General features: G+C 69.0%; 24 protein-coding genes. 3 read left to right on the forward strand and 21 right to left on the reverse strand.

Annotated features, from left to right (window positions below; genetic code table 11):
• Positions 1 to 39 precede the first annotated feature (39 nt).
• From EV649_RS00570 to EV649_RS00620, 11 genes are all read right to left on the reverse strand, one after another.
• Positions 40 to 951 (reverse strand): amidohydrolase family protein, encoded by a 912-nt coding sequence (locus tag EV649_RS00570; RefSeq protein WP_130379390.1) that lies wholly within the window; start codon positions 949 to 951, stop codon positions 40 to 42.
• 1 nt (position 952) lies between these two features.
• On the reverse strand, positions 953 to 1,342 hold the full coding sequence (locus EV649_RS00575; RefSeq protein ID WP_130379392.1) for a cupin domain-containing protein: 390 nt from the start codon (positions 1,340 to 1,342) through the stop codon (positions 953 to 955).
• Positions 1,339 to 2,895 (reverse strand): FAD-dependent monooxygenase, encoded by a 1,557-nt coding sequence (locus EV649_RS00580; protein WP_130379394.1) that lies wholly within the window; start codon positions 2,893 to 2,895, stop codon positions 1,339 to 1,341. Before EV649_RS00580 ends, EV649_RS00575 begins: the two co-directional genes overlap by 4 nt.
• A gap of 4 nt (positions 2,896 to 2,899) precedes the next feature.
• On the reverse strand, positions 2,900 to 3,625 hold the full coding sequence (locus EV649_RS00585; RefSeq protein ID WP_130379396.1) for an SDR family NAD(P)-dependent oxidoreductase: 726 nt from the start codon (positions 3,623 to 3,625) through the stop codon (positions 2,900 to 2,902).
• Positions 3,622 to 4,332: a GntR family transcriptional regulator gene (locus EV649_RS00590; protein ID WP_130379398.1), complete on the reverse strand. Its 711-nt coding sequence runs from the start codon at positions 4,330 to 4,332 to the stop codon at positions 3,622 to 3,624. Before EV649_RS00590 ends, EV649_RS00585 begins: the two co-directional genes overlap by 4 nt.
• The gene (locus EV649_RS00595; RefSeq protein ID WP_130379400.1) at positions 4,329 to 5,162 is read right to left on the reverse strand and encodes a fumarylacetoacetate hydrolase family protein; all 834 of its coding nucleotides are present in this window, start codon (positions 5,160 to 5,162) and stop codon (positions 4,329 to 4,331) included. Before EV649_RS00595 ends, EV649_RS00590 begins: the two co-directional genes overlap by 4 nt.
• A 43-nt stretch (positions 5,163 to 5,205) precedes the next feature.
• Entirely contained in the window at positions 5,206 to 5,601 is a 396-nt protein-coding gene (locus tag EV649_RS00600; RefSeq protein WP_130379402.1) for a RidA family protein, read from the reverse strand.
• Positions 5,601 to 6,689, reverse strand: a complete 1,089-nt coding sequence (locus tag EV649_RS00605) for an Ldh family oxidoreductase (protein WP_130379404.1) — start codon at positions 6,687 to 6,689, stop codon at positions 5,601 to 5,603. Before EV649_RS00605 ends, EV649_RS00600 begins: the two co-directional genes overlap by 1 nt.
• Before the next feature lie 115 nt (positions 6,690 to 6,804).
• On the reverse strand, positions 6,805 to 7,599 hold the full coding sequence (locus tag EV649_RS00610) for an ABC transporter permease (protein WP_241997627.1): 795 nt from the start codon (positions 7,597 to 7,599) through the stop codon (positions 6,805 to 6,807).
• Positions 7,596 to 8,402, reverse strand: a complete 807-nt coding sequence (locus tag EV649_RS00615; RefSeq protein WP_130379406.1) for an ABC transporter ATP-binding protein — start codon at positions 8,400 to 8,402, stop codon at positions 7,596 to 7,598. The genes EV649_RS00610 and EV649_RS00615 overlap by 4 nt, the downstream gene beginning before the upstream one ends.
• A gap of 21 nt (positions 8,403 to 8,423) precedes the next feature.
• A complete protein-coding gene (locus EV649_RS00620) occupies positions 8,424 to 9,449 on the reverse strand; it encodes an ABC transporter substrate-binding protein (protein ID WP_130379408.1) in 1,026 nt (341 codons plus the stop codon).
• Between the two features lie 404 nt (positions 9,450 to 9,853).
• Here EV649_RS00620 and EV649_RS00625 point away from each other — a divergent pair, with 404 nt between their 5' ends.
• Together EV649_RS00625 and EV649_RS00630 are read left to right on the forward strand one after the other, a co-directional pair.
• The gene (locus EV649_RS00625; protein ID WP_241997628.1) at positions 9,854 to 11,137 is read left to right on the forward strand and encodes a histidine kinase; all 1,284 of its coding nucleotides are present in this window, start codon (positions 9,854 to 9,856) and stop codon (positions 11,135 to 11,137) included.
• Position 11,138: 1 nt separating this feature from the next.
• Entirely contained in the window at positions 11,139 to 11,789 is a 651-nt protein-coding gene (locus EV649_RS00630) for a response regulator transcription factor (RefSeq protein WP_130379410.1), read from the forward strand.
• Here EV649_RS00630 and EV649_RS00635 read toward each other — a convergent pair.
• Positions 11,786 to 12,334 (reverse strand): MarR family winged helix-turn-helix transcriptional regulator, encoded by a 549-nt coding sequence (locus EV649_RS00635; protein ID WP_130379412.1) that lies wholly within the window; start codon positions 12,332 to 12,334, stop codon positions 11,786 to 11,788. The two genes, EV649_RS00630 and EV649_RS00635, sit on opposite strands and share 4 nt — an antisense overlap.
• A 122-nt stretch (positions 12,335 to 12,456) precedes the next feature.
• Between EV649_RS00635 and EV649_RS00640 the strand changes: the two genes are divergently transcribed.
• Positions 12,457 to 13,128, forward strand: coding sequence for an NAD(P)H-dependent oxidoreductase (locus EV649_RS00640; protein ID WP_130379414.1), 672 nt, complete (start codon positions 12,457 to 12,459; stop codon positions 13,126 to 13,128).
• 66 nt (positions 13,129 to 13,194) lie between these two features.
• Here the strand turns inward: EV649_RS00640 and EV649_RS00645 are convergent, their stop codons facing one another.
• The 9 genes from EV649_RS00645 to EV649_RS00685 all read right to left on the reverse strand — a co-directional run bounded on the left by EV649_RS00645 (position 13,195) and on the right by EV649_RS00685 (position 23,050).
• Complete coding sequence (locus tag EV649_RS00645) at positions 13,195 to 14,058, reverse strand: putative RNA methyltransferase (protein WP_241997629.1); 864 nt, start codon at positions 14,056 to 14,058, stop codon at positions 13,195 to 13,197.
• A 6-nt stretch (positions 14,059 to 14,064) separates the two neighbouring features.
• Positions 14,065 to 14,940 (reverse strand): ABC transporter permease, encoded by an 876-nt coding sequence (locus tag EV649_RS00650; protein ID WP_130379416.1) that lies wholly within the window; start codon positions 14,938 to 14,940, stop codon positions 14,065 to 14,067.
• Positions 14,927 to 15,862: an ABC transporter ATP-binding protein gene (locus EV649_RS00655; protein ID WP_130379418.1), complete on the reverse strand. Its 936-nt coding sequence runs from the start codon at positions 15,860 to 15,862 to the stop codon at positions 14,927 to 14,929. Before EV649_RS00655 ends, EV649_RS00650 begins: the two co-directional genes overlap by 14 nt.
• Before the next feature lie 8 nt (positions 15,863 to 15,870).
• On the reverse strand, positions 15,871 to 16,926 hold the full coding sequence (locus tag EV649_RS40685; RefSeq protein WP_157996142.1) for a hypothetical protein: 1,056 nt from the start codon (positions 16,924 to 16,926) through the stop codon (positions 15,871 to 15,873).
• A 186-nt stretch (positions 16,927 to 17,112) separates the two neighbouring features.
• Positions 17,113 to 17,709, reverse strand: coding sequence for a hypothetical protein (locus EV649_RS00665; RefSeq protein ID WP_241997630.1), 597 nt, complete (start codon positions 17,707 to 17,709; stop codon positions 17,113 to 17,115).
• On the reverse strand, positions 17,706 to 19,061 hold the full coding sequence (gene bluB, locus EV649_RS00670) for a 5,6-dimethylbenzimidazole synthase (RefSeq protein WP_130379420.1): 1,356 nt from the start codon (positions 19,059 to 19,061) through the stop codon (positions 17,706 to 17,708). Before bluB ends, EV649_RS00665 begins: the two co-directional genes overlap by 4 nt.
• Complete coding sequence (locus EV649_RS00675) at positions 19,058 to 20,401, reverse strand: cobyrinate a,c-diamide synthase (RefSeq protein WP_130379422.1); 1,344 nt, start codon at positions 20,399 to 20,401, stop codon at positions 19,058 to 19,060. The genes bluB and EV649_RS00675 overlap by 4 nt, the downstream gene beginning before the upstream one ends.
• Positions 20,402 to 20,415: 14 nt before the next feature.
• Positions 20,416 to 21,030: a cob(I)yrinic acid a,c-diamide adenosyltransferase gene (gene cobO, locus EV649_RS00680; RefSeq protein WP_130379424.1), complete on the reverse strand. Its 615-nt coding sequence runs from the start codon at positions 21,028 to 21,030 to the stop codon at positions 20,416 to 20,418.
• A gap of 1 nt (position 21,031) precedes the next feature.
• Positions 21,032 to 23,050 (reverse strand): putative cobaltochelatase, encoded by a 2,019-nt coding sequence (locus EV649_RS00685; protein ID WP_130379426.1) that lies wholly within the window; start codon positions 23,048 to 23,050, stop codon positions 21,032 to 21,034.
• Positions 23,051 to 23,111: the final 61 nt, after the last annotated feature.

A 23,111-nucleotide genomic window follows, 5' to 3' on the forward strand; every position in this document is an offset into this window, starting at 1 on the left:
GATATCTGATCACAACCTCGACCAGACGGAACACATGTCTCACCACTCGGCGACCTCCTTCGCCAGCGGCCGGGTCAGCATCTCGACCGTGGCGGACCGCCCTGAGGCTCGCACTGTGGACACCTCGTCGCTGCCCATCGGGAACGGCCAGTCACTCCCGGCCAGCACCCGCTCGGGCCCGAACGTCTTCGTCAGCAACTCCAGTACGGCGTCGTCGTGGACCAGGTCGTCGACGTAGAAGCGGCGCAGGGCCTCGGCCACCGGCAAGGACACCGGCTTGATCCCCGGGCGTTCCTGGTCGATCCCGCGCTGCCACCGTCCGGCGACGGCCGCCGTCACACCACCCCCATGGCACAGACAGAACCGGATTCCCGGGAACCGCCCCGGCACGTCCGCGAAGACGAGCGAAGCCGCCGCCAGTCCGGTCTCGTACGGATTCCCCAACAGGTTCGACAGGTAAAACGAATCGAGCCGCTTGTCGTCACTGTGTCCCGGGTGAATCAGCGTGAACGCCTCCAGCGCGTCCAGCACCCGCCACACCGGATCCAGCCCGGCGTAGCTCGGCGTACCGAGGGCAAAACCGCTGAAGACGCCTTCACTGGCCAGTCCGGCAGCTACAGAGGGTGCTGCCGGGTCGAGCAGCGGCAGGTGCCCCAGGACGCGCAGCTGCGGTGTGGCGAGCTCCCGGAGCCCCTGGTTCACCAGCTCGGTCCACTCGAGGCTCTCGTCGTACCGGAACAGGGCCGGCGGCACTGACACCACAGCACCGTCCAGGTCCTGTGACGAGATCCAGTGCAGCAGTGCAGCCGGGTCGGCGAGCCGACGTAGCGGCAGCCGCTCCCCGTCGACAACCAGCGAACCGCTGTCGACGGACAGCCCGAACTCACCCCGATGCGCCGCCGCCAGCACGGTCGGCGGGATCAGGTGCGTGTGGACGTCCCAACCGGCCATGTCAGCGGGCGTCCTCGTCGTTGTCGTAGAAGTCCGGACGCTCCGGGTAGTGCGGACCGTCGTACACCTCCAGCAGGACAGAGGTCTCCTCGGCGCGCGTCGGACCGTGCACGACGCCCTTCGGGTTCCAGTAGAAGCTGCCCTTGGTCAGCGTCGTCCCGGTCGGCAGGTACACGTACCGGCCGGACAGGCAGAACATGAACTGGTTCGACGCGTGCTTGTGCTCCGACGGGATGCCCGAGCCCTTCTCGAACCGCACCAGTGCGATCGACGCCTCGGTCACCGGGTCCCGCCACAGCATCTTGTGGGACAGCCCGTCCAGCGACTTCTCCACCCACTCCAGGTCGTCCGTCTGCAACAGGATCTCCTGCAACGGTTGGTCGAAACTCATGGCACCTCCCGACCCGTGACCCGCGTGTACAGCTCCTCCGCCACACCAGTACCCATCGGAGCAACCGCGGCGATGTGACCATCCGGCCGGATCAGTACGACGCTGTCCGCCGGTACGCCGTACCTCTTGGTGGCGATGCTGCCCGGATCGAACAGCGCCCTGTCCCGCAGACCGGAGTCGTGCGGGGCGTCCCATCGGGACACCGCGTAGTGCTGCAACGCCGGCGACTCGTTCACCGGGACCTCCGGCCGACGCCGTACGTCGGTGAAGTAGAGCGCCACGAACGAGTCGCGACACAGGTCGTGGATCGACGTACGACCGGTTGGGCTCTGCAGCACCAGGTCCGGCGCCCGGTCCCCCGCCCGTACGGCAGGCGGCGCGGCGGACGTGGCCACCATCGACCAGTCGCCCTTACCCTCGACGTCCAGCCGCACACTCAGCAGCGTCCTGTTGTACGCCGTGGCCCACGCGCCCGTGTCCTCGGTGACAGCACCACGCTGGAAGGACATGTACTTGCGGGCCGCCTCCGCCATCTCGCCCGAGCCCTCGATCGCCACCGGCCGCTGCTCTCGCTCATAGCCGTCCAGCAACGACGGATCAGCCCAGCCACGCAGTACCCAGGCCAGCCGCCACGGCAGGTTGGACGCGTCCAGCGCACCCGTGTTCAGACCGAGTGCCCACATCGGCGTGATCAGGTGTGCCGCGTCGCCCATCAGGAAAACCTTGCGGTCCTTGGTCCACTGCTCGGCGACCCGGTGGTGCACGTTGTAGACGACCGAGCCGAGCAGCTCGATCCGGTCCACCTCACCGATGAACTGCTTCACCTTCACCAGCAGGTCCTCGTCACCCGGCGCGTCGGCGCCAGCCGCCAGCGGGAACAGGAACCGCCAGTTGTCCGGCTGCCGGATCAGCACCATCCACTCGGACTTGTCCGCGAAGTACGCGAGGTACGGGTAGTCCCTGGCGTTGTCGACGTCCAGGTCCACCACGACGTCGATCAGCATGTACCGCTCCGGCAGGGTCTCCCCCACCACCTTCACACCGAGCGCATCGCGGATCCGCGAACGCCCACCATCACACGCCAGCAGGTACGACGCTTCCAGCTCCTGCGGACCGTCAGGGGTCTCCAGCTGCAGTACGACGCGATCGTCGCGGACCTCGAACGACGTCATCCGGTGCTGCGTCCGCACCGGCTCCGGAAGAGCTGCCGCCAGCAGCGGCTCCATCTTCTGCTGCGGCAGGTTGATGACGAACGGGAACTGGGTGTCGTTCACGAGCTCGGCCAGCTGCACCGAGGCGCGCGGAGTGTTCGTGGCCCGGTCGATGTCGCCGATCTCGTCGATCCGCAGCGCGGCACCGAGGATGCCGTCGACCGCGCCGTACCGGTTCCAGATCTCCAGCGTCCGGCTGAGCGTCGTACCGGCCTTGGTGTCGGACGACAGGACGGCGTCCTCCTCCAGCAGCACGTACGGGATGCCGTAGTGCGCGAGACCGAGCGCGGTGGTCAGACCGATCGGTCCGGCACCCACCACGGCAACAGGCAGTTGGTTCACTCGTTCACTCCACGAAGCTTGTGAGCTTGGCAAAAGCGCGTTCCCGGGTCAGCACGGACCCGGTCATCGCGGCCGCGTCGGACAGCAGGAACAGCAACGGGCCGACCACGTCCTCGGGGTCGCCGATACCTATGGTGTCCTGCCAGTGCTCCCGGTCCGCACCGGCGTTCGCACCGCGGAACTGCTCGGTGTCGATCACCCCCGGCGCAACCACGTTCACCCGGACCCGGTCGCCGGCCACTTCCACGGCCAGCGTCTTGGCGAACGCCACCAGCGCCGCCTTGCTCGCCGCGTACGCCGCAGCGCCCGCAAACCCGGTCGACGCCATCCCGGACGTGAACACCACCACCGAACCGGACTGCCGCGCCACCATGTGCGGTACGACGGCCTGACACGCCCAGACCACCCCGTCCAGGTTCACCTGCAACGTCCGGGTCCACTCGGCCGCATCCATCTCCAGCACCGTCGACCGCGGCTGCACCGCCGCACCGGCGACCAGACCGTCGATACGCCCGTACCGCTCCAGCACACCCGCTACCGCAGCCTCGACCGCAGACCGGTCAGCCACGTCCACCTTGACGTGCTGGACGCCGCCAGCCGGCGCTGTGACGTCGAAGACAACCGCCGTACCGCCTGCGGCGTTCACCGCGGTGGCCAGCGCAGCACCGATGCCCTGGGCGCCACCTGTGATCACCACGACTTCACCGGTCGCGTCGAAGCTCACCTTCACGGCGTCTCCTTCTGCTTCGATGCCTGCTTCGATGTCATGGTCTCGGTGATCCGCTGGAACGCGCCGGCAAGGTGACTACGTAACGCCTGCTCTGCCGCGTCCGGGTCCCGTGCCACGCACGCGTCCAAGATCGCCTGATGCTCCTGCCGGCTCCGCTCGATCAGGAATGCGGTGGGACGGCTGCCGAAACGGTACCGCTCGCTGTTCTGCCACACCGGCTCGATTGCTCGCGGCAACCACTGCGAACCGCTGGCCCGGTAGATCGCGAAGTGGAAGTCCGCATGAGCCTCACGGGCACCAGCGGAGTCCTCCGCGCGCGACAACCGGAGGTGCTCGGCCAGTGCGGCCGCTGCCTTCGTCAGGTCCTCTTCGGTGAAGTGGGCCGCAGCCGCGCGTACGGCGAGACTCTCCAACGCCAGCCGCGTCTCGTGCGTGTCTCGCAGGTCCGCCAGCGACAGGTCCCGTACCCACGCGCCACGGTGCGGGATGATCTCGACCAGGCCCAGTGCCTCGAGCCGACGGAGCCCTTCACGCACGGGCATCTGGCTCATCTCGAGCCGGCTGGCCAGCTCCACCAGGCGAAGAGGCGTACCACTGGGTAGCTCGCCGGACAGGATCAGCTGGTGCAGCTCCGCGGCCGCGTGTTCGGCGAGGGTACGGCGACCTCCCTTGCCGGCACCCGGCAACAGCTCCAAAGGCCCGCTCATACCCGCGTCACCCGGTTACGCAACGAGCCGAGCTTGTCGGACCGGGTGACGATCACGTCGCCGTCCTGCAGGAACACCTGTGGCTCGCGGGCGTTCCCGATGCCGGCCGGCGTACCGGTGAGCAGCAGGTCACCCGGGCGCAACGTCATACCGAAAGACAGCTCACTGATCAGCGTGGCCACGTCGAACGCCATCTGCCGCGTCGACGCGTCCTGCCGTACGTCGTCGTTCACCAGGCACTGCAGGTGGATGTCCTGCGGGTCGCCCACTTCGTCGGCGGTGACGATCCACGGACCCAGCGGCATCGTGTCGTCGATGCTCTTGCCCTTCAGCCACTGCCCGCCGTGCGCACGCTGCAGGTCCCGCTGCGACACGTCGTTGGCCAGCGTGTAACCCCAGACGTGGTCGAGTGCCTCGCCGACCGGGATGTTCTTGCCGGTCTTGCCGATCACCAGTGCGACCTCGGCCTCGTAGTCCCACTTGGCGGAGATCGCCGGGTCCCAGGCGATATCGTCGTACGGGCCGATCACCACGTCCGGACCCTTGGTGAAGAAGGTCGGGTGCTCGGGCCGGTCCACGTCCTGGCCCTCGCGCTTGCCCTTGCTCTCCTCGAAGTGGTCCCAGTAGTTCCACCCGGTGCACAGGATGTCGCGCCGGAACCGCCGCAGCGGCGCACGCAAGATCTCTTCGCTGTAAGGGATCTTGTCCACCACCTCGGCCGGACCGGCGATCACCTCGGTCAGATCCGTTGCATCGAGCAACAGAACCGAGTCACCGTCGAGTACGCCGGGCCGCTCGCTCCCGGCGTACTCCACCACCACGTACTTCATCTCAAGTCCACTCAACGCCACGCATCACGAGTTCACCCCCTGGTCATGCGATCACGGCGATCGCGTTGATCTCGATCAGATAGTCCGGGTGCGCGAGCTTGCTGACCTCGACCATCGTCGAGGCCGGCAGCGGCTCGGTGAAGTACTGCGCCCGGATCTCGTGGATCTTGGCGAAGTCCTCCATGTTGCGCACGTACACATCCACCCGGCAGACGTCCGCGAGCGTGCCGCCGGCGGCCTCGACCGCCGACTTCACGTTCTCGCACACCTGCCGGGTCTGCTCCCGGACGTCCCCCACGCCGGCGATGCTGCCGTCCGGACGGCGGGCGGTCATCCCGGAGACGAACACGAGCCGCCCGGTCGCCTCGATCGTGGTCGCCTGCGAGAACACCCCGTTCGGGCTCCGCAGCGCATCGGTGGAAACCTGTGTCTTCGGCATCAGCTCAACATCCCTCCCGACGGAATGACGGCGCCGACCGCGCGTGCGGCCGCCAGCAGCCCGTCCAGTCCCGACCGTTCGATCCGTACGCCGTTGCGCCGCTGCTGCGCCGAGCGCTCGGCCTCGATCTCCCCCGGCAGGTACAGCCGGTTCACTCCGGGCGCCGTCGCACTCCCCCGGACACGAGCGGCCAGCCCCGACGAGCGGCGCTTGAAGTCCTCCACGCCGCCCATCAGTTCCGGGTCGATCGCCAGGAACAGGTGCGCGCAGTCGTTCGGCCGGTCCGGCTCCCGGTACAGCGGGCGGACCTGGTCGCCCCACCCGCCGCCGCTCAGTACGCCGGTGAGTACGTCGATCATCAGCGCCAGCCCGAAGCCCTTGTGGCCCGCGGCCGGCAACAGCATGCCGAGCACGGCCTCGTCCGGGTCCGTCGTCGGCGTCCCCGAGGGGTCGGTGGCCCAAGTGTCCGGGATCGTCCGCCCGGCCGAGGCCGCGAGCCTGATCTTGCCCAGGGCAACAGCCGACAACGCCATGTCCAGAACGATCTCCACGCCGGCCGTGGTCGGCACCGCGATCGCGAGGGGGTTGTTGCCGACCAGCCGTTCCGCGCCGCCCGGGGCGGGCATCAGCGGCGTGGTGTTCGACATCGCGATACCGATACACCCCGCCTGGCCGGCTTGCATGGCCCAGCGGCTGGCCGCGCCGAAGTGGTGGGCGTTGCGCACCGAGACGATGCCGATCCCGTACCGGCCGGCGCGCTCGATCGCGTGCCGCATCGCCTGCGGGCTCGACAGCTGGCCCATCCCGCCGCGGGCGTCCACCACCATCGCGGCACCGGCGTCGAACAGGATGTCGAGCTCGCGTTCCCGGGTCACACCGCCGGCGTTCAGGCGTTCGACGTACATCGGGACCAGCATCACGCCGTGCGAGCTGACACCGCGCAGGTCGGCCTCGACGAGTGCCGTGGCGATCTCAGTCGCGTCCGCGGAGTCGAACCCGAGCGCCGTGAACACCCCCGCCACGGTCGCCTCCAGCCACTCCGGCCGAACCAGCACCCGCCGATCCGCATCAGAGGCTTGAGCGGTCATCGGGCCTCCCGTCCTGGACTGAGGAGCGGAGGGAGCGAAGCGACCGGAGCGACGAGGGAAGGACGGGAGTTACAGCCCGATGACCCGCCGCGCCGGAGGCGTGGCATCAGTACAGTCATCGCTTCTCCCGGGCCCATGGGAGGAGCCAGTGCTCCAGCAGGACCAACGCGTAGAACAAGACGATGCTCATCACGCTCAGCAGGGTGATCGCGGCGAACGCCAGGGTGGTGTCCGCGCTCGCGCCGGACTGCTGGATGACGTACCCGAGTCCCTTGGTGGCGCCAACGAACTCCGAGATCACCGAACCGATCACGGCCAGCGAGATCGCCACCTTGAACCCGGTGAAGATCTGCGGCATCGCGTACCGCAGCCGGAGCTTGAAGAACTCCTGCGCCCGGCTCGCGTTCAGCGACCGCATCAGCTCGACCAGCTCGGTCGGCGTCGACTTCATCCCCTGCGCGGTCGAGATGACGATCGGGAAGAAGCACATCAGCAGCACCATCACGACCTTCGGCCACTGCCCGAAGCCCATCCAGATCACCAGCAGCGGCGCGATCGCCACCTTCGGGATCGAGTTCACCATCAGCAGCAGCGGGTACACCAGCCGCTCGAGGACCACCGAGCGGACGATCACCAGCGCGATCGGTACGCCGATCACGATCGCCAGCAGGAAGCCCTCGATCGTCTCGAGCAACGACGTACCGGTCTCCTGCAGCAGGTAGCCGGGCTGCTCGAAGAACTTGACCACCACGTCCCACGGACTCGGCAGCAGGTACGGCTGGATCGAGAACGCGATCGTCGCGCCCCACCACAACCCGATCGCGACCGCCAGGCCGATGATCGGGAGTACGACGGCGGCCACCGGGGAATCGGTCAGCCAGGTCCGCCTCGGCATCGTTCGCCGGGTCATCGCGGCCGCACCTCGTCGACCGGGCGCACCTCGCCGGACTCCTTCTCGGCCAGCAGCGCGTGCAACTGGCCACTGATCGCGGCGACCTCGGTGAGGTGCGCGTTCTGGCCGAGGCTGCGCGGTCGTGGGATGTCGATGTCGACGACCTCCCGCATCCGGCCCGGCCGCGGCGTCAGCACGACCACCCGGTCGGCCAGGAGGACGGCCTCCTCGATCGAGTGCGTGACGAACACGATCGTGGTGGACAGCTCCATCTTGATCCGCTGCAGCTCCTCGGACAGCTCGGTCCGGGTGAGGGCGTCGAGCGCGGAGAACGGCTCGTCCATCAGCATCACCTGCGGGTCGCGGATCAGCGACCGGCACAGCGACACCCGCTGCTGCATCCCGCCGGACAGCTCGTGCGGCAGCCGCCGCTCGAACCCCTGCAACCCGACGAGTTCGAGCAGCTGATGAGCCCGGTCCCGGTACGCCGCTTTGCCGCGATCGCCCGTGCCCTTGTCGATCTCGACCGGCAGCATCACGTTCGACAACACCGAACGCCACGGCAGCAGCGCCGGCCGCTGGAACATGAACGAGACGTCCCGGCGCGGTCCGGTGACGGGCTCCCCCGCCACCTGAACCGCACCGGACGTCGGGGGCAGCAGTCCCGCGATCAGCCGGAGCAGCGTGGACTTGCCACAGCCGGACCGGCCGATCAGCGTGACGAACTCACCGCCGCGAACGTGCAGGTCGATCTTCTCCAGGGCGGTCACCCGGCCCTCGCGTCCGTCGAAGACCTGCCCCACGCCGTCCAGGCGAATCATCCGGTTCCAGTACTCCTAACCTCAGCTCTTCGGCGCCAGGCTCAACGTCACCAGGTCCTCGGGCTTGATCACGCCCGAGCCGATCGCCTTCGACTCCTCGAGCAGCGAGATGACCTTCTGCACCCGCTCCTCCGTGACGTCACCGAGCGGACCGTTGAAGCCCTCCGGCTTGATGTAGTCCTTCATGATCTTGAGTTCCTCGGTGGCAACGTCGAGATCGGTGTTCGGCACGTACTTCTTCAGCGTCGCCGCTGCGGCAGCCGGGTCGTTCAGCGTGTCCTGCAGGCCCTTCAGCAGCGCGTTGGTGAACTTCTTCACCTGGTCCGGGTGGTCCTTGGCCAGGTCCGACCGGGTGATGATCGCGTTGCCGTACAGCTGCGGCAGGGCCTTGCCGTACGGAAGCACGATCGCCTTGCGGTGCTTGTCCTTGTCGGCCTTCTCGATCAGCGGCTGGCCGACCACGAACTGGCCGATGCCCTGAACCTTGCCCGACGCCAGCAGGGTCGGCAGCCCGGGCGGCGGCGACGGGAGGAACGTGACCGAATTCGGATCGATGCCGACCGCCTTGGCATAGACCGGGAACATCACCGTGTTGGTGGAGCCCGGCTGGTCGCCGATCGTCTTGCCGGGCAGGTCCTTCGGGCTGTTGATACCCAGGCCCTCGAGCGACATGATCGCGGCCATCGACCGCTGGTGGATCATGCCGACGGTGGTGACCGGGAGCTTCTGCTTGGCGAGGGTGATCGCGACCGCGGTGAAGTCGCCGATGCCGTAGTCGGCCTGACCGCCGGCCACCAGCTTCATCACGTCGACGGTGCCGCTGCCGGGGGTGATCTTGACGTCGAACCCGGCGTCCTTGAAGTACCCCTTGTCCAGCGCGACGTACGCGTACGCCTCACGCCCGAAGGTGTTGAACGACGTCAGGTAGCTGACCTTCTGCAGCCCGTCGCCGTCGGCCTGCTTGCCGCTGTCGTCACCGTTGCACGCACTCACCAGGGCGAGCCCCAGGACCGCCATCAGGGCGATGACGGAACGCCTCAACCTCATATCGACCTCTCTCGTCCCGATATTTGATCAAACATCAAATATTGAAAGGTGGTCAATTCACCCGCGGGGTCTTCACGGGGACTTAACGTCCGCCGCGCCGGGTCCTCGCGGTCCTGCTGACCACCCGTCCTGGAGCCGTTCCCCATACCTGTCCGAAACACATGCTGTAACCGGACGGGCACCCGCCCCGACCACAGACCGTACCTGCCTGAGCAGCAGATCGCGACGCCCGCAGAGACCGAACTCGGCGACACTCCGTCAAATTTGCGTAAACCCTCAACTTCCTCGTGACCCAACCCACCCGGTCCGTCCGGAATCACGGGTTTCCCTCCGTTCCCTCCGGGGAGGGAGGTGGCACTCGCCCGGCTTTGACAGGATGTGACGGTGCGAGAGGTGGGCAAGAAGTGACGCGACGGGTGTGGCGGGCGATCAGTTGCCTGTGGCGTCCGTCGACGTACCTGCGCTGGGTGTACCTGCTGCTCGGCGCGGCGCTGGTCCTGGCGTTCATCCTCGTCGGCAGCGCGCTCGGCGCGGTGGTCTCCGATCTCGGCCTGCCGAAGGTTGCCACCAGCACCATCTGGGTCCTGATGGCCCTGGTGCCGCCGATCGTGCTCGGCCTGCTGCCCGCTGTCCGCGAGGTCGAGGGCATCGCGGTCGAGTCGCTGCTCGCGGTGCGGTTCGAGGAGCGGCCGCTCGGTCCGGCGCGGACCTGGCCGCAGCGACGGCGGACCACGGTGTGGTTCTGCCTGCACCTGCTGGCCGGCGGCGTCGTCGGCATCCTCAGCACGATCGTGTTCGGTCTCGGCGCGATCTGGCTGGCCGCTCCGTTCCGCTCCCCCGGTGCGCGCGACGTCGTCCCCGGCTGGTCGTACGACGTCCACGGCAACTGGACCGACCTGTGGATGCCGGCCGCGGCGATCGGCGGTCTCGCCGGACTGTTCCTGCTGTCGGCCGCCGTCGGCGCGCTGCTGGCGTACTTGGCGCCCCGCGTGCTCGGCCCGACCGCGGCGGAGCGCATCGAGCTCCTCGAGAAGCAGACCGCGACACTTGCCGAGCGCAACCGTCTCGCGCGGGAGCTGCACGACAGCGTCGGGCACGCGCTGAGCCTGGTCACGATCCAGGCGGCGGCCGCGCGCCGGGTTCTGGCCAGCGATCCGGAGTTCGCCGAGACCGCGCTGGCCGCGATGGAGACCTCCGCCCGGGCGGCGCTGGCCGATCTCGACCACGTACTCGGCCTGCTCCGCGACGACCGGCGACCGGGTTCCCGGACCTCGCCGCACACCACGCTCGGAGGTCTGGACCGGCTGGTGGACGCCACCCGGGCCGGCGGGATCACGATCGAGGTCGAACGGTCGGGCGCACTGGAGGAACTGCCGGCCGCGGTCTCCCGGGAGGCGTACCGGATCGTCCAGGAGGGCCTGACCAACGCGATCCGGCACGCCGGACGCCCGGCCGGCGAACTGGTCGTGCACCTGTCGATCTGCCTCGACGCGTCCGGGCTGCGGCTCGCCGTGACCAACCCGGTCAGCGGCACGTCGGATCACTCCGGGGGCGGCCGCGGGTTGGCCGGGATCCGTGAAAGGGTCGCCGTACTGCGCGGAACCGTCGACGCCGGCCCGGTCGACTGGCAGGACGACCCGGGATGGCAACTGGCAGTGCGGTTACCCGTCAGCGTGACGAAGGGATGACATGAACCTGTCGGTGGTCGTGGTCGATGACGAGCCGCTGATCCGTAGCGGGTTGCGGGCCATCATCAACGCCGAGGAGGACCTCACGGTCGTCGGTGAGGCCGGCGACGGGGCGGAGGTGCTCCCGCTGGTACGTCGTACCGGCGCGGACGTCGTACTGATGGACGTCCGGATGCCCGCGGTGGACGGCATCCAGGCCACCCGGCTGCTGCTGGACAACCTCGACCCGGCGCCGCGCGTCCTGGTCGTCACGACGTTCGAGAACGACGACTACGTGTACGACGCACTACGCGCCGGAGCGTCCGGGTTCCTGCTCAAGCGGACCCCGCCGGACGAAATCATCGCGGCGATCCGGACGGTCGCGAAGAGCGAGTCGTTGCTGTTCCCGGAGGCGATCCGCGCGCTTGCTCTCGCCCATGTCGGCGCCCCGGCGGCGAGCGGACTCGACCGGTACCAGCTGACCGAGCGCGAGCAGGAGGTGCTCCGGCTGATGGCGCGCGGATTGTCGAACGCGGAGATCGCCGCGGAGCTGATCCTCGGCCTGCAGACGGTCAAGACCCACGTCGCGAACGTGCTCGCCAAGCTCAATGCCCGGGACCGCACCCAAGCGGTGATCCGCGCCTACGAGTCAGGCTTCGTGCCGCTGCACTAGGTGTTGGCGGGGTCGTCCGCTTCGGCGAGGGTGCAGGCATTGTGCAGCGGGTCGACGGCGTTGGCCTTCATCGCCAGCCGCTGCAGAAGCATCCGGAAACTGGATCGCTCCGACTCGTCGAGGATGCCCAGCATCTCGTCCTCGGTGGCCCGTAGCCGCCGCTCGAGGTCACAGAGGGCCTCGTGGCCTTCATCAGTCGGCGCGATCAGCCGCGCCCGGCGGTCGGCCGGGTCGGGCCGGCGCTGCACCAGGCCTGCCTTCTCCAGGTCGTCGAGCAGGTAGGTCATCACGGTCCGGTCGACGCCGAGCTGAGCGGCCAGGTCGAGCTGCCGTTTCGGTCCCTCGGCGCTCGTCGTCGCAAGGACCTGGTAGCCCCGCGGTCCGCCGGGCAACCCCTCCAGCGCCGCCGCGGACGCCTTCGCGTACCGCCGGAAGACGACGCCCAGCGCCCAGCCGAGGTCGGCCTCCACCGGTGCGCCACTGGCGACCGCGGGCTCGACCCCTCGCGTACCTCGGGCCGCGACGTCGGGCGGAGTACTGGGCATGTCCCCATCGTACGTGGTGTACGCCACTCGGAATACGATCTGACTTGAATATGTTCTGCTTCACAGATTATCTTCAAAGCAGCTCAATACGAGCACGCCCCCTCACCTATGGAGAACAACGAATGAGCACCCTGCTACGCGTCGACGCCAGCATCCGGCTGGACGGCTCGGTGTCCCGCGCCCTCGCGGACAGCGCAGAAGCCGCCTGGAAGGCTGAGCACCCGGACGGTGTCGTGGTACGGCGTGACCTCGGACAGCACCCGCTGCCCGCCACCGTGTGGCCGACCCTGGCCGCGGCCCAGGTGGGCCAGGAGCCGGTCGCCGAGTCTGACCGGATGCCGCTCGCCGAGGCCCAGGCGATCGCCGACGAACTCAAGGCGGAGATCGTGAGCGCCGACGCGGTCCTGCTCGCCGTACCGATGTACAACTACGGCATCGCCCAGCACGTGAAGACGTGGATCGACCTGCTGGTGATCGACAAGGACCTCGCCTTCGGCTCGCGCCCGCTGGCCGGGCGGCCGGCGATCTTCGCGCTCGCCCGCGGCGGCGGCTACGGGCCGGGCTCGCCGAAGCACGGCTGGGACCACGCCACGCCGTACCTCGAGCGCATCTTCGGCGACGTCTTCGGGATGAACCTCCGGACCGCCGCCGCGGAGCTCACCCTCGCCCCGGTCACCCCGGGCATGGAGGAGCTGATCGACGCCTCCAAGGTCTCGGAGTCCGAGGCACACGTCGAGGCCGAGAACCACGGAACCGTCGTCGCCCGCGAAGTCATCGGCGGCCAGGCAGCCTGACCGACCGGACCTCCAGCACTACACAATTGCCCGCCGGCGAGCAGGCTGAGCGTGGGCGGACCGCTGTCAGGCCGATTGTGGAGTGCTGGAGGTCCGCGACCACGTCGACAAGTTCACCGACAACGTGACGAGCATCGGCTCCGGGAGTACGCCGATCCGCTGCAGCAGCTCGCGGTAGTCCAGGTGGCGCGCGCTCGGCGTCATCAGTACCAACTGCTCCACGGCCGACCGGTCGAGCCGCATCGTCTCCTCGACCAGTTCGGTGCCGACGCGCTCGAACTCCCCCGCGAGCGACTCCTCCAGGCGACGTTCCTTCTGCTCGTCGACGCTGACCATCCCCAGTACCTCGACGAGCTCGCCGAGGTGCTGCTGGTTCGGTGTGACCACGAGCAGCCGGCCGTCAGGAGCCAGGACGCGGGCCATCTCGGCGGCGTTGCGGGGGGCGAACACGTTCAGCAGCAGATTCGCCGCGCCGTCCATCAACGGCAGTTCACGCCACGCGTCGCACACCACGGAAGCGATCCGTGGGTCCGCTCGGGCCGCGCGACGGGCGGCGTACTTCGACACGTCCAGCGCGATCCCGCGGCGGTGCGGAGACAGGCCGAGGACACCGGACAGGTAGTAGGCGGTGCCGGCGCCTACCTCGACGACCAGGTCGTCCTCGCCCAGCCCGGCCTGCAGGATCAGCGCGTCCCGGATCGGTCCGTAGTGGCCGGTGCCCAGGAACACCGTGCGGGCGCCGACCATCGCGGCCGAGTCGCCCTCGATCCCGTTCGAGGCCGAGGGCAACAAGTTCAGGTAGCCCTGCTTGGCCAGGTCGTACGCGTGCCCGCGCGGGCAGCGCGCCGTACGGTCGTCCAGCGCCAGCCGGTCAGCACACACCGGACAGCGCAGGACGGCCACGAGGTCGCCATCCAGAGAGCTGGTCACGGGACACTAGGTTATGTCGCGGCTGGTGATCTTCGCCCAGGCGGCGGCGTAGAAGACGACCAGGTAGCCGCCTTGGAGAAGCAGGTTGCGTCCTATCTCGTGCCAGTACGGCGGGTCGCGGAGCAGGTCGGCGAACGACTGCCAGCGATAGATCAGCAGCCACGGGTGGATCGCGTGCAGCTGCGGGATCGCGGTCAGGATGCCGAGCACGATGAACGTGCCGAACGTCGCCGCCATCGCGGCCAGCGGCGTCGACGTCAGCGACGACACGAACAGGCCGATGCCGGCGAGTCCGAGCAGCGACAGCGAGATCACGACGGCGATCCCGAGCGCGCGGAGCAGGCCTTCGCCGAGCGAGACGGTCGAGCCGGAGAGCAGCAGGACGTCGCCGACCGGGAACAGGATGAAGCCGACGATCAGGCCGGAGATCCAGATCGTCATCGTCGCGGCCAGGCAGAAGACCGCGAGGGCAACCATCTTGGCGGCGAGCAGCCGAGACCGGCCGGCCGGCGCGGTGAGCAGGTTGCGTAGCGTGCCGAGGCTGGCCTCACCGGCCAGCGACTCCCCCGAGATCACGGTCACCGCGGTCGGCAGGAAGAACGGCAGCGACAGTCCGAGGCTGGCGACGATCAGGAACAGGCCGTTGCCGGCGATCTGCCCGATGAACCCCTCGGCGCCGCTGTCCGAGCCGGCGATCTTGATCGCGACCCCGATCAGCAGCGGTACGGCGGCCAGCACCCCGAGCCCCACCTGAGTCCGAGCCCGCCCGAACACCAACCGCAACTCGGACAGGAACAACGCGAGAGTATGCCGCCCAGCACTCGGCCGCTCCCCAACAGCCAATGCCTCGGTTGGTTCGGCTGCTACTTCATTCGGCGACATCGAAGCCCTCCCCCGTGAGTGCTACGAAGGCGTCTTCGAGGCTGGGGCGTTCCAGGCCGAAGCCGTGGATGCGGACGTCGGCGGCGACCAGCGCGGCCGCGAACTTCTCGATCGGCAGTTCGCCCGGATCGCCCTCGACGGTCTCACCGCTCGTCTTCAGATCCGTCACGCCCAACCCCTGCAACGTCTCGGCCGCCGTCCCGGCATCCGGCGTACGCACGACCAGCCGCGGCCGGAGCTCGGCGCGCAGGTCCTCGACCGTGGACTGCCGGAGCAGCTTCCCGCGGCTCATCACGGCCGCGTGCGTGCAGACCTGCTCGACCTCGGCCAGCAGATGGGTCGACGTGAACACCGTCGTACCGTCGCGCGCGAGCTCCTGGATCAGATGCCGGACCTCGCGGGTGCCCTGCGGGTCGAGGCCGTTCGTCGGCTCGTCCAGCACGAGCAGCTCGCGGCGTTGCATCAGCCCGACCGCGATCGCGAGCCGCTGACGCATGCCGAGCGAGTACGCGCGGACCTTCTTACCGGCCGCGTTCGACAGCCCGACCCGCTCGAGCGCCTCACCGGCGCGTGCCTTCCGGGTCTTCGGATCAGCGGTGCGGTCGGCGGCGTCGAACCGCAGCAGATTCGCCTGGCCGGTCCAGAACGGGTAGAACGCCGGTCCTTCGACCAGCGCGCCGACCCGGGGCAGGACCCGCAGGTGCGCCTTCGGCATCGGCTCGCCGAGCAGCTCGACCTCACCGGACGTCGGCGCGATCAGGCCGAGCAGCATCCGGATCGTCGTCGTCTTCCCCGACCCGTTCGGGCCGAGGAAGCCGAACACACTGCCGGCCGGCACCTCCAGGTCGACCGCGTCCACGGCCACCTGGCCGCCGTGGAACCGCTTGGTCAGCCCGTGGGTGACGATCGGCGCGCTCGTCATCTGGCTGTTCAGCGGGGGGCCTTCGCCGCGGCGGCCTGCAGGGTGTCCGGGGTGACCAGGCCGACGAAGACCCGGCCGTCGTCGGTGATCAACGCGCTCACCATCCTGCTGGTCAGCACCTTGCCCTTACCCCACGTGCCCGACACCGTCGGTGCCTTCGCGAGCAGCTGCGCGAGCGGCCCGTTCCCGGTCAGCTGGGCGGTCTGCGCACCGCGGATCATCGCGACGCTCTCCCAGCCCTCACCGATCACGGTCGGCTCGCCGGCCTTCGCCGTACCCGGCTTGAGCTGCTTCGGCTCGACCTGCTTCGGCTCGACCTGCTTCGGCTCGACCTGCTTCGGGGCGACCCGCTTCGGCCGGTCCTGCGACGGCACCTTCTTGTCCGTGACCTTCACACCCTGCGGCGGGGTGAAGGTGAACGTGCTCGCCGCCGGTACGTCGAACGACACCGTGCTGAAGCCAACCTCGAGCGCAGGGTCGTTGCCGGTCCGCGGCATCACCGTCACGTCCAGCGGGACCCAGGTCTTGGAGTCGATCGCCAGCGTCACGGAACCCACGGTCGTCTTGTCGGTCTTCGGCACCAGGCGCAGCTTGTACGCGTCCCGGCCGGCGACCTTCTCGGTACCGCTGACCTCGACCTTGGTGGTCGGGTCGATCGCGTCGAGGAACTGCTTGGCGACCGCCTGCGGGTCGTACGACGGCACCGCCTTCTCCGGCTTCGTCGTCTTGTGCTCGGGGACCGTCAGCTTCACGGCCTCGCGCCTGGACGAGTCGTAGGCCCACGCGGACTTGCCGTCGGTGGTCCAGACCCGCTCGGCCTGGTTGTCGAGCACCGAGACCCGTGCCTTGTCCGGGCTCGCGAACGCAACCCGCGCGGTGTGCTGACCGCTCAGCATCTCGGTCAACTGCTCGCTACCGGCCGGCGCGCCGGGGATGGCCGGCAGGCCCAGGTCCGCGTCCGAGCGGACTGTGCCGCTCAGGCCGTCGACCTTCGCCGTCTGTACCTTCGCGAGCAGGTCCTGCGCGGAGATCCCGGGCAGCTTCGGCGAGGCATCCGCGACCACTGGTCCGAGTGTCCCCACCCCCGCTATCACCGCGACTGCCGTGACCGGAACCAACCACCGTCGACTGCGCTGTGCTACGCCCATGGATACAGCGTCGCACCGGGCCGGACCGGAACCAAGCCCACTCAGGGTAGGTTCACCCGAAAGAGTGAGGGCGGCGTACGACCGTGGTCGTACGCCGACGACTCAGCGGGACTGCAGCGCGTCGAGGGCGACCGTCATCGCGGCGGCGACGCGGAAGTCGAGGCGCTCGTCCTGGACGGTGACCCGGTAGCGGTCGCGGACCGACATCTTCCGCTCAACCGACAGCACCGGCTGCCCGCCGGACCGGTCGGTGAAGTCGAAGTGGAAGATGAACGGCAGCGGGATCTCGCCGATGAACGGCACGAAGTCCCAGACCCGCCGGACGATCGCGATCGTCTGGTTGCGCTCGGTGCCGTCCGCCTCGACGCCCGCCGCGCTGAGCTGCCAGCTGGACCGGAGCAGGCTCTTGCCGAACTCCTTCTTGAACCAGCCGATCGCCTGCCCGTCGGCGTCGTACACGTCGTACCCGGACCCGAGGTCGATGGTCTTGCGGGCCTTGAACGAGAACACCGGCTGGGTCTTGGTGTCGTCGCTGTAGAACGTCACCTGCTCCTTGAACGCCATCCGCTTCTGCTGCGCGAACGCGAGCAGCGCCCCGTCGGTGCCGTCCGGGTTGGTGGCGATCAGCTCGTACTTGTTCGCCATCAGCGTCACACGCTGCTTCATCGAAAACGCGGGCACGTACATAACTGCAGTCATGTCGTGGAGTGTGTCAGACCACAGGCCGACGCACCGACCTGTAGACCGCGAGCGAGCGACTCGGCACGCTCCGAGTTCTCATCCAGCTGTACGGCGAGGTGCCCGACGCCCTGCAGCGCGAGGTCGCGGGCGATCTCGACGCCGAACTCGACCGCCTCGGCGGGTGTGCGCGCCGGCCGCCACAACACCCCGAAGTCGGCGGGCGGGCGGTCTGCCCGCAGATCGACGACCAGCGCATCGGACTGTTGAAGTTGGCTCGCGTCGCCGCCGACGATCACGTGGACCCGCTGACCAGTCGCCGGTACGGCGTTCTGCGCGGCCTGCCGGGCGTCGTCGACGATCGACGTGTCGCGGCGGCCCCATTCCTCGTGGTGGATCGCCCACGACAGCGGGCGCCGCTTCGCCCATCCGGAACGCACGAGTTCGGGCGCCGCGGCGAACTCGTCGACGTACCCGACGCACAGGTAGCCGACCAGTTCGACGTGGGCGGGCAGATCGAGGACCGCGGCGACCTCACCGGGTTCGAAGAACGAGACCCAGCCGACGCCGAGGCCCTCGGCGCGGGCGGCGAGCCAGAGGTTCTGGATCGCGATCGCCGCGGAGAACATGGTCGTTCGCGGATCCGCATGCCGGCCGAGGACGTGCCGTCCGCCGCGACCGGGATCGCAGGTCACCGCGAGGTTCAGCGGGGTGTCCAGGATCGCCGCGATCTTGAGTCCGTCGAACGCGGCGCGCCGGTCCTCGGGGAGGGATGCGGCGAACGCGTCCCGTTGCGCGGTCGCGAGATCGTGCACCTTGCGGCGGGTCGCGAGGTCGCGGATCACCAGAAAGTCCCACGGTTGGCTCAGCCCGACACTCGGCGCCCGATGCGCCGCCTCCAGCACCCGCCCGAGCGTCGCGTCGTCAACCGGCAGGTCCAGGAATCCCCGCCGTACGTCACGCCGCTCAGCAATCACCCGCTGCACAACCGCGCGATCCCGCACGTCATACCCAGCCGCCCGCTGCACACCGATCGCGATGGTGGCGTTGGGGGTTTGCCGTTTCGGGATGAGGAGCTGGGCGCCGGTTGCGAGGACAGCTGCTTCGGCGACGCTCGGGGTTCCTTTGAGCTGCTCGACCTGGGCGCTCGGGGTTGGTACCGGCTGTTCGGCGAGTTCCTCGTTCGAGAAGGTGCGGAGCTCTGCGCCTAGCTGCGCGGCCAGCTGTTGCAGTGCGGGCTCGTTCTCCTTGCCGGTGATCGTGACGACCAGTCGGACCTCGCCCGCGAGTTCGTGGAGGGCTGTGGTCGCTAGGTCCTGCAGTTCGGCGTACGGCGTACCGGTGCGGAGTCCGACGCCGATTACGAGGTTCACCGGGCGCGCTCGCGGGCGGCGGCGACCAGGCGGGCCGGGACATCTGGGGTAGCGGTCCAGTGCAGGTGCAGGTACGACGCATGGACGTGGGGAAGGGTGATTCCTTCGACGCCGCTGGGCAGATGCCAGGCCGGTTGTACGTCGGCCTCGAGGTCGACCGCGGTGCGGTGGAATTCGTGGCCGCGCACCCGCCGTCCTTCGTCGAAGAACGCGGTGCTGGTCGCGGCGATCGCCGTACGGTAGCCGAGCGTGAGGCGGCCGGTCATGCGGGCCGTCGCCGGGAGTACGCCGGTCATCGGGTGACCGTCGAGTTCGCGGCAGAGGTAGAGCAGGCCGGCGCATTCGGCGATCACAGGGAGACCGTTGGCGACCGCGGCGGCCACTTGTTTGCGCAGCTCGACGTTCGCGGAGAGCGCCTCGGCATGCAGCTCGGGGAAGCCGCCACCGAGGTAGAGAGCAGCGGTTGCCTCGGGCAACGCGTCGACGAGCGGGTCGAAGGTGACGACATCCGCACCAGCGGCGGTGAGGAGCTCGGTCGTCTCGGTGTAATGGAACGAAAACACCGGCCCCGCCGCGACAGCCACCACCGGCCGTGCCCCCGCGTTGGGGTTGAGCTCGACGGTTGGGGTCCAAGGAGTGGTGCTGTGGGGTGAGGCGGAGTTGGCAGCGGCGATGACAGCTTGTAGGTCTACGCCTTGGCGGACCAGTTCTGCGGCGGCATCTACGGCTTGTTCGGCTTGGGTGTGTTGTTCGTTGGCTGGGATCAGGCCGAGGTGGCGGCTGGGGACCGTCAGGCGGGTGTCGCGGCGGAGGACGCCCAGGACCGGTACGCCGGTCGGCGCGACCCCGGCTCGTACTTCGGCCTCGTGCCGGTCCGAACCCACCTTGTTCAAGATCACCCCGACGATGCGGATCTCGGTGTCGAAGGCAACGAAACCTTGGACGACCGCCCCGACGCTCCGACCCGCCGCCGATGCGTCGACCACCAGCACCACCGGTGCCTTCAGCAACTTCGCGACGTGGGCCGTGGACGAGAAACCTTCCGTCCCGAGCGCACCGTCGTACAGCCCCATCACACCCTCGACCACAGCCAGGTCCGCACCGGCGGAACCGTGCTCGAACAGCGGCCCCACCAGTTCCTCCCCCGACAGCATCGGATCGAGGTTCCGGCCCGGCCGCCCGGTCGCGACCGCGTGGAACCCGGGATCGATGTAGTCCGGCCCCACCTTGAACCCGGCCACCACATGCCCGGCCCGCCGCAACGCCGCCATCAACCCGACAGCAACCGTCGTCTTCCCCGCCCCCGAAGCCGGTGCCGCAACCACCACCCGCGGAATCATCGTGGTTTCCCGGGTTACCACTCGATGCCCTTCTGGCCCTTCTGGCCGGCGTCCATCGGGTGCTTGAGTTTTGTCATCTGGGTGGCGAGGTCGGCGGCCTCGAGGAGCTTCGGATCGGCGTCGCGGCCGGTGATCACGACGTACTGGTGGCCGGGACGGTTGACGAGCGTGTCGACGACCTCGTCGACGTCGACCCAGCCCCACTTCATCGGATACGTGAACTCGTCGAGTACGTACAGGTCATGGGTCTCGGCGGCCAACCGGCGCTGGATCTCGCGCCAGCCCTCGACCGCGTCGGCGGCGTGGTCCTCCTCGGTGCCGGCCTTGCGGGACCAGCTCCAGCCCTCGCCCATCTTGTGCCACTCGACCGGCCCGCCCTCACCGGTCGATTCGTGCAGCCGGCCAAGCGCCCTGAACGCGCCCTCCTCGCCGACCTTCCACTTCGCGCTCTTCACGAACTGGAAGACCCCGAGGTTCCAGCCCTGGTTCCAGGCCCGCAGCGCCATCCCGAACGCCGCCGTCGACTTCCCCTTCATCTCGCCGGTGTGCACCATCAGCAGCGGACGGTTGCGACGCTGGCGGGTGGTCAGGCCGTCTTCCGGTACGGCGACCGGCTGTCCCTTCGGCATCTCAGGCCGCCTTCCGTTCGGTGACCGTACGGATGAGGTTGCCTGCGACAACGTCTCCGAGGTCGAGGTACTCCGCTCCGAGGTCCGCGGCAAGCTCCGCGGAGAGGCCGAGACGGATACCGCGGCGCGGCTCGCAGTCCACCACGACGGTCGCGATCCCGCGCTGCGCCAGCCATCCGGCGGCCTGGCGGGCGCGGGCGAACGCATTGTCGCCGTGGGTCGCGCGGCCGTCGGTCACAAGGACGAGGAGCGGGCGCCGGCGCGGGTCGCGGATCGCGGCGATCCGCAGTACCTCGGCCGCTTGCAGCAGCCCTTCGGCAAGCGGCGTACGTCCACCGGTCGGGAGCGATTCGAGCCGTCGTACGGCGGTCTCGACGCTGCCCGTCGGCGGCAGCGCGACCGTCGCGGCGGCACCGGCGAACGTCACGAGGCCGACCGTGTCGCGGCGCTGGTACGCGTCGAGGAGCAGCGAGACGATCGCGGTCTTCACCTCACCCATCCGCTTCTTCGTCCCCATCGAACCGGAGGCGTCGACGCAGAACAGCACGAGATTTCCCTCCCGCCCTTCCCGCACCGCGAGCCGCACGTCGTCCGCCCGAACCACCAGCCCTGGGCCGCTCCGCCCGCGAACTTTCTGGTACGGCGCTGCGTTGCGCATCGTCCCCAACAGATGCGGCCTGCCAGCCTCCCGCCCGACCCGACCGCGATCGCCCACAACACGCCCTACCTCGGTGATCGCCCGCGACCGCCGCCCCGCGACACCGGCCCCAGCCACCTGAACACTCAGCAGCCGAGCCTTGTACGGCGCAGAACTCCCCACAACCTCACCACTCCCGGTGGGTTGAGTACCACCGGGCTGACTGTCGGTGGATGGCGTGGCGGCGTCCGCCTGCTCGTACGATCCGTCCGCGCCATCCCCTTCTGAACCGCCTGAGCCGCCCGGCCCGCCAGGGTCGGTGGGGTCTGACGGGTCGTCGTCGGGGTCTTCGGGTGGGGTGCTGTTGTTGATTGCTTCTTCGAGTTGCTGGTCGTCCAGGCCGGGGGCGTCGAAGGGGTTCCGCCGCCGGCGGTGTGGGAGGGCAAGTTTGGCGGCGGCGCGGACATCGTCGACCTCGACAACGGTGCGGCCCGACCAGGCTGCGTGGGCGACCGCCGTACGTGCCGTGACCAGGTCGGCGCGCATCCCATCGACGTCGAACGACGCGCAGATCTCCGCGATCTGCCGGAGCGCCGAGTCGGTCAGGATCACCTCGGTCAGCAGGTCGCGCGCCTTCACGATGCGTTCGGCGAGTTCCCGCTGCGCACCGTCGTACCGGGCGACGAAGTTCTCGGGATCTGCCTCATAGGTCAGCCGCGCGCGCATCACCTCCACGCGTACGGCGGGATCGCGGCTGGCGACCACGTCGACGGTCAGCCCGAACCGGTCGAGGAGCTGTGGCCGGAGCTCGCCCTCCTCGGGGTTCATCGTGCCGACGAGCACAAACCGCGCCGGGTGCGTGACCGAGACGCCGTCCCGCTCGACGGTCGCGCGCCCCATCGCGGCGGCGTCGAGGAGCACGTCGACCAGGTGGTCGTGGAGCAGGTTGACCTCGTCGACGTACAGCAACCCGCGATGCGCCGCGGCGAGCAGACCAGGCTCGTACGCCGTGATGCCTTCCGCGAGCGCCTTCTCCAGATGCAGCGACCCGAGCACCCGATCCTCGGTCGCCCCCACCGGCAACTCCACCAACCGCGCGGCACGCACCGACCGCTCCCCCGCATGCGGGCCGTCAGGACAGGACGAGTCTGGACGGTCGGGGTCGCAGGAGAAGCGGCAGTCGGGTACGACGTCCACGGGGGGCAGGATCTCGGTGAGGGCGCGGACGGCGGTCGACTTCGCCGTACCCTTCTCGCCGCGGATCAGCACGCCGCCGATGGCCGGCGAGATCGCCGCCAGGATCAGCGCGAGCTGGAGATCGTCCATTCCGACGATCGCGGTGAACGGGAACGAGTTCGACGGTCCGCTGAACGGAGCCCGCATCGGCGGTGGTCCCTTTCGTCGAGCGGGTATCCACGCCCGCTACGGCCGGTACGCCGGCGCA

Origin of the sequence: Kribbella sp. VKM Ac-2569, from assembly GCF_004216905.1 — a bacterium.
Lineage (GTDB): Bacteria > Actinomycetota > Actinomycetes > Propionibacteriales > Kribbellaceae > Kribbella.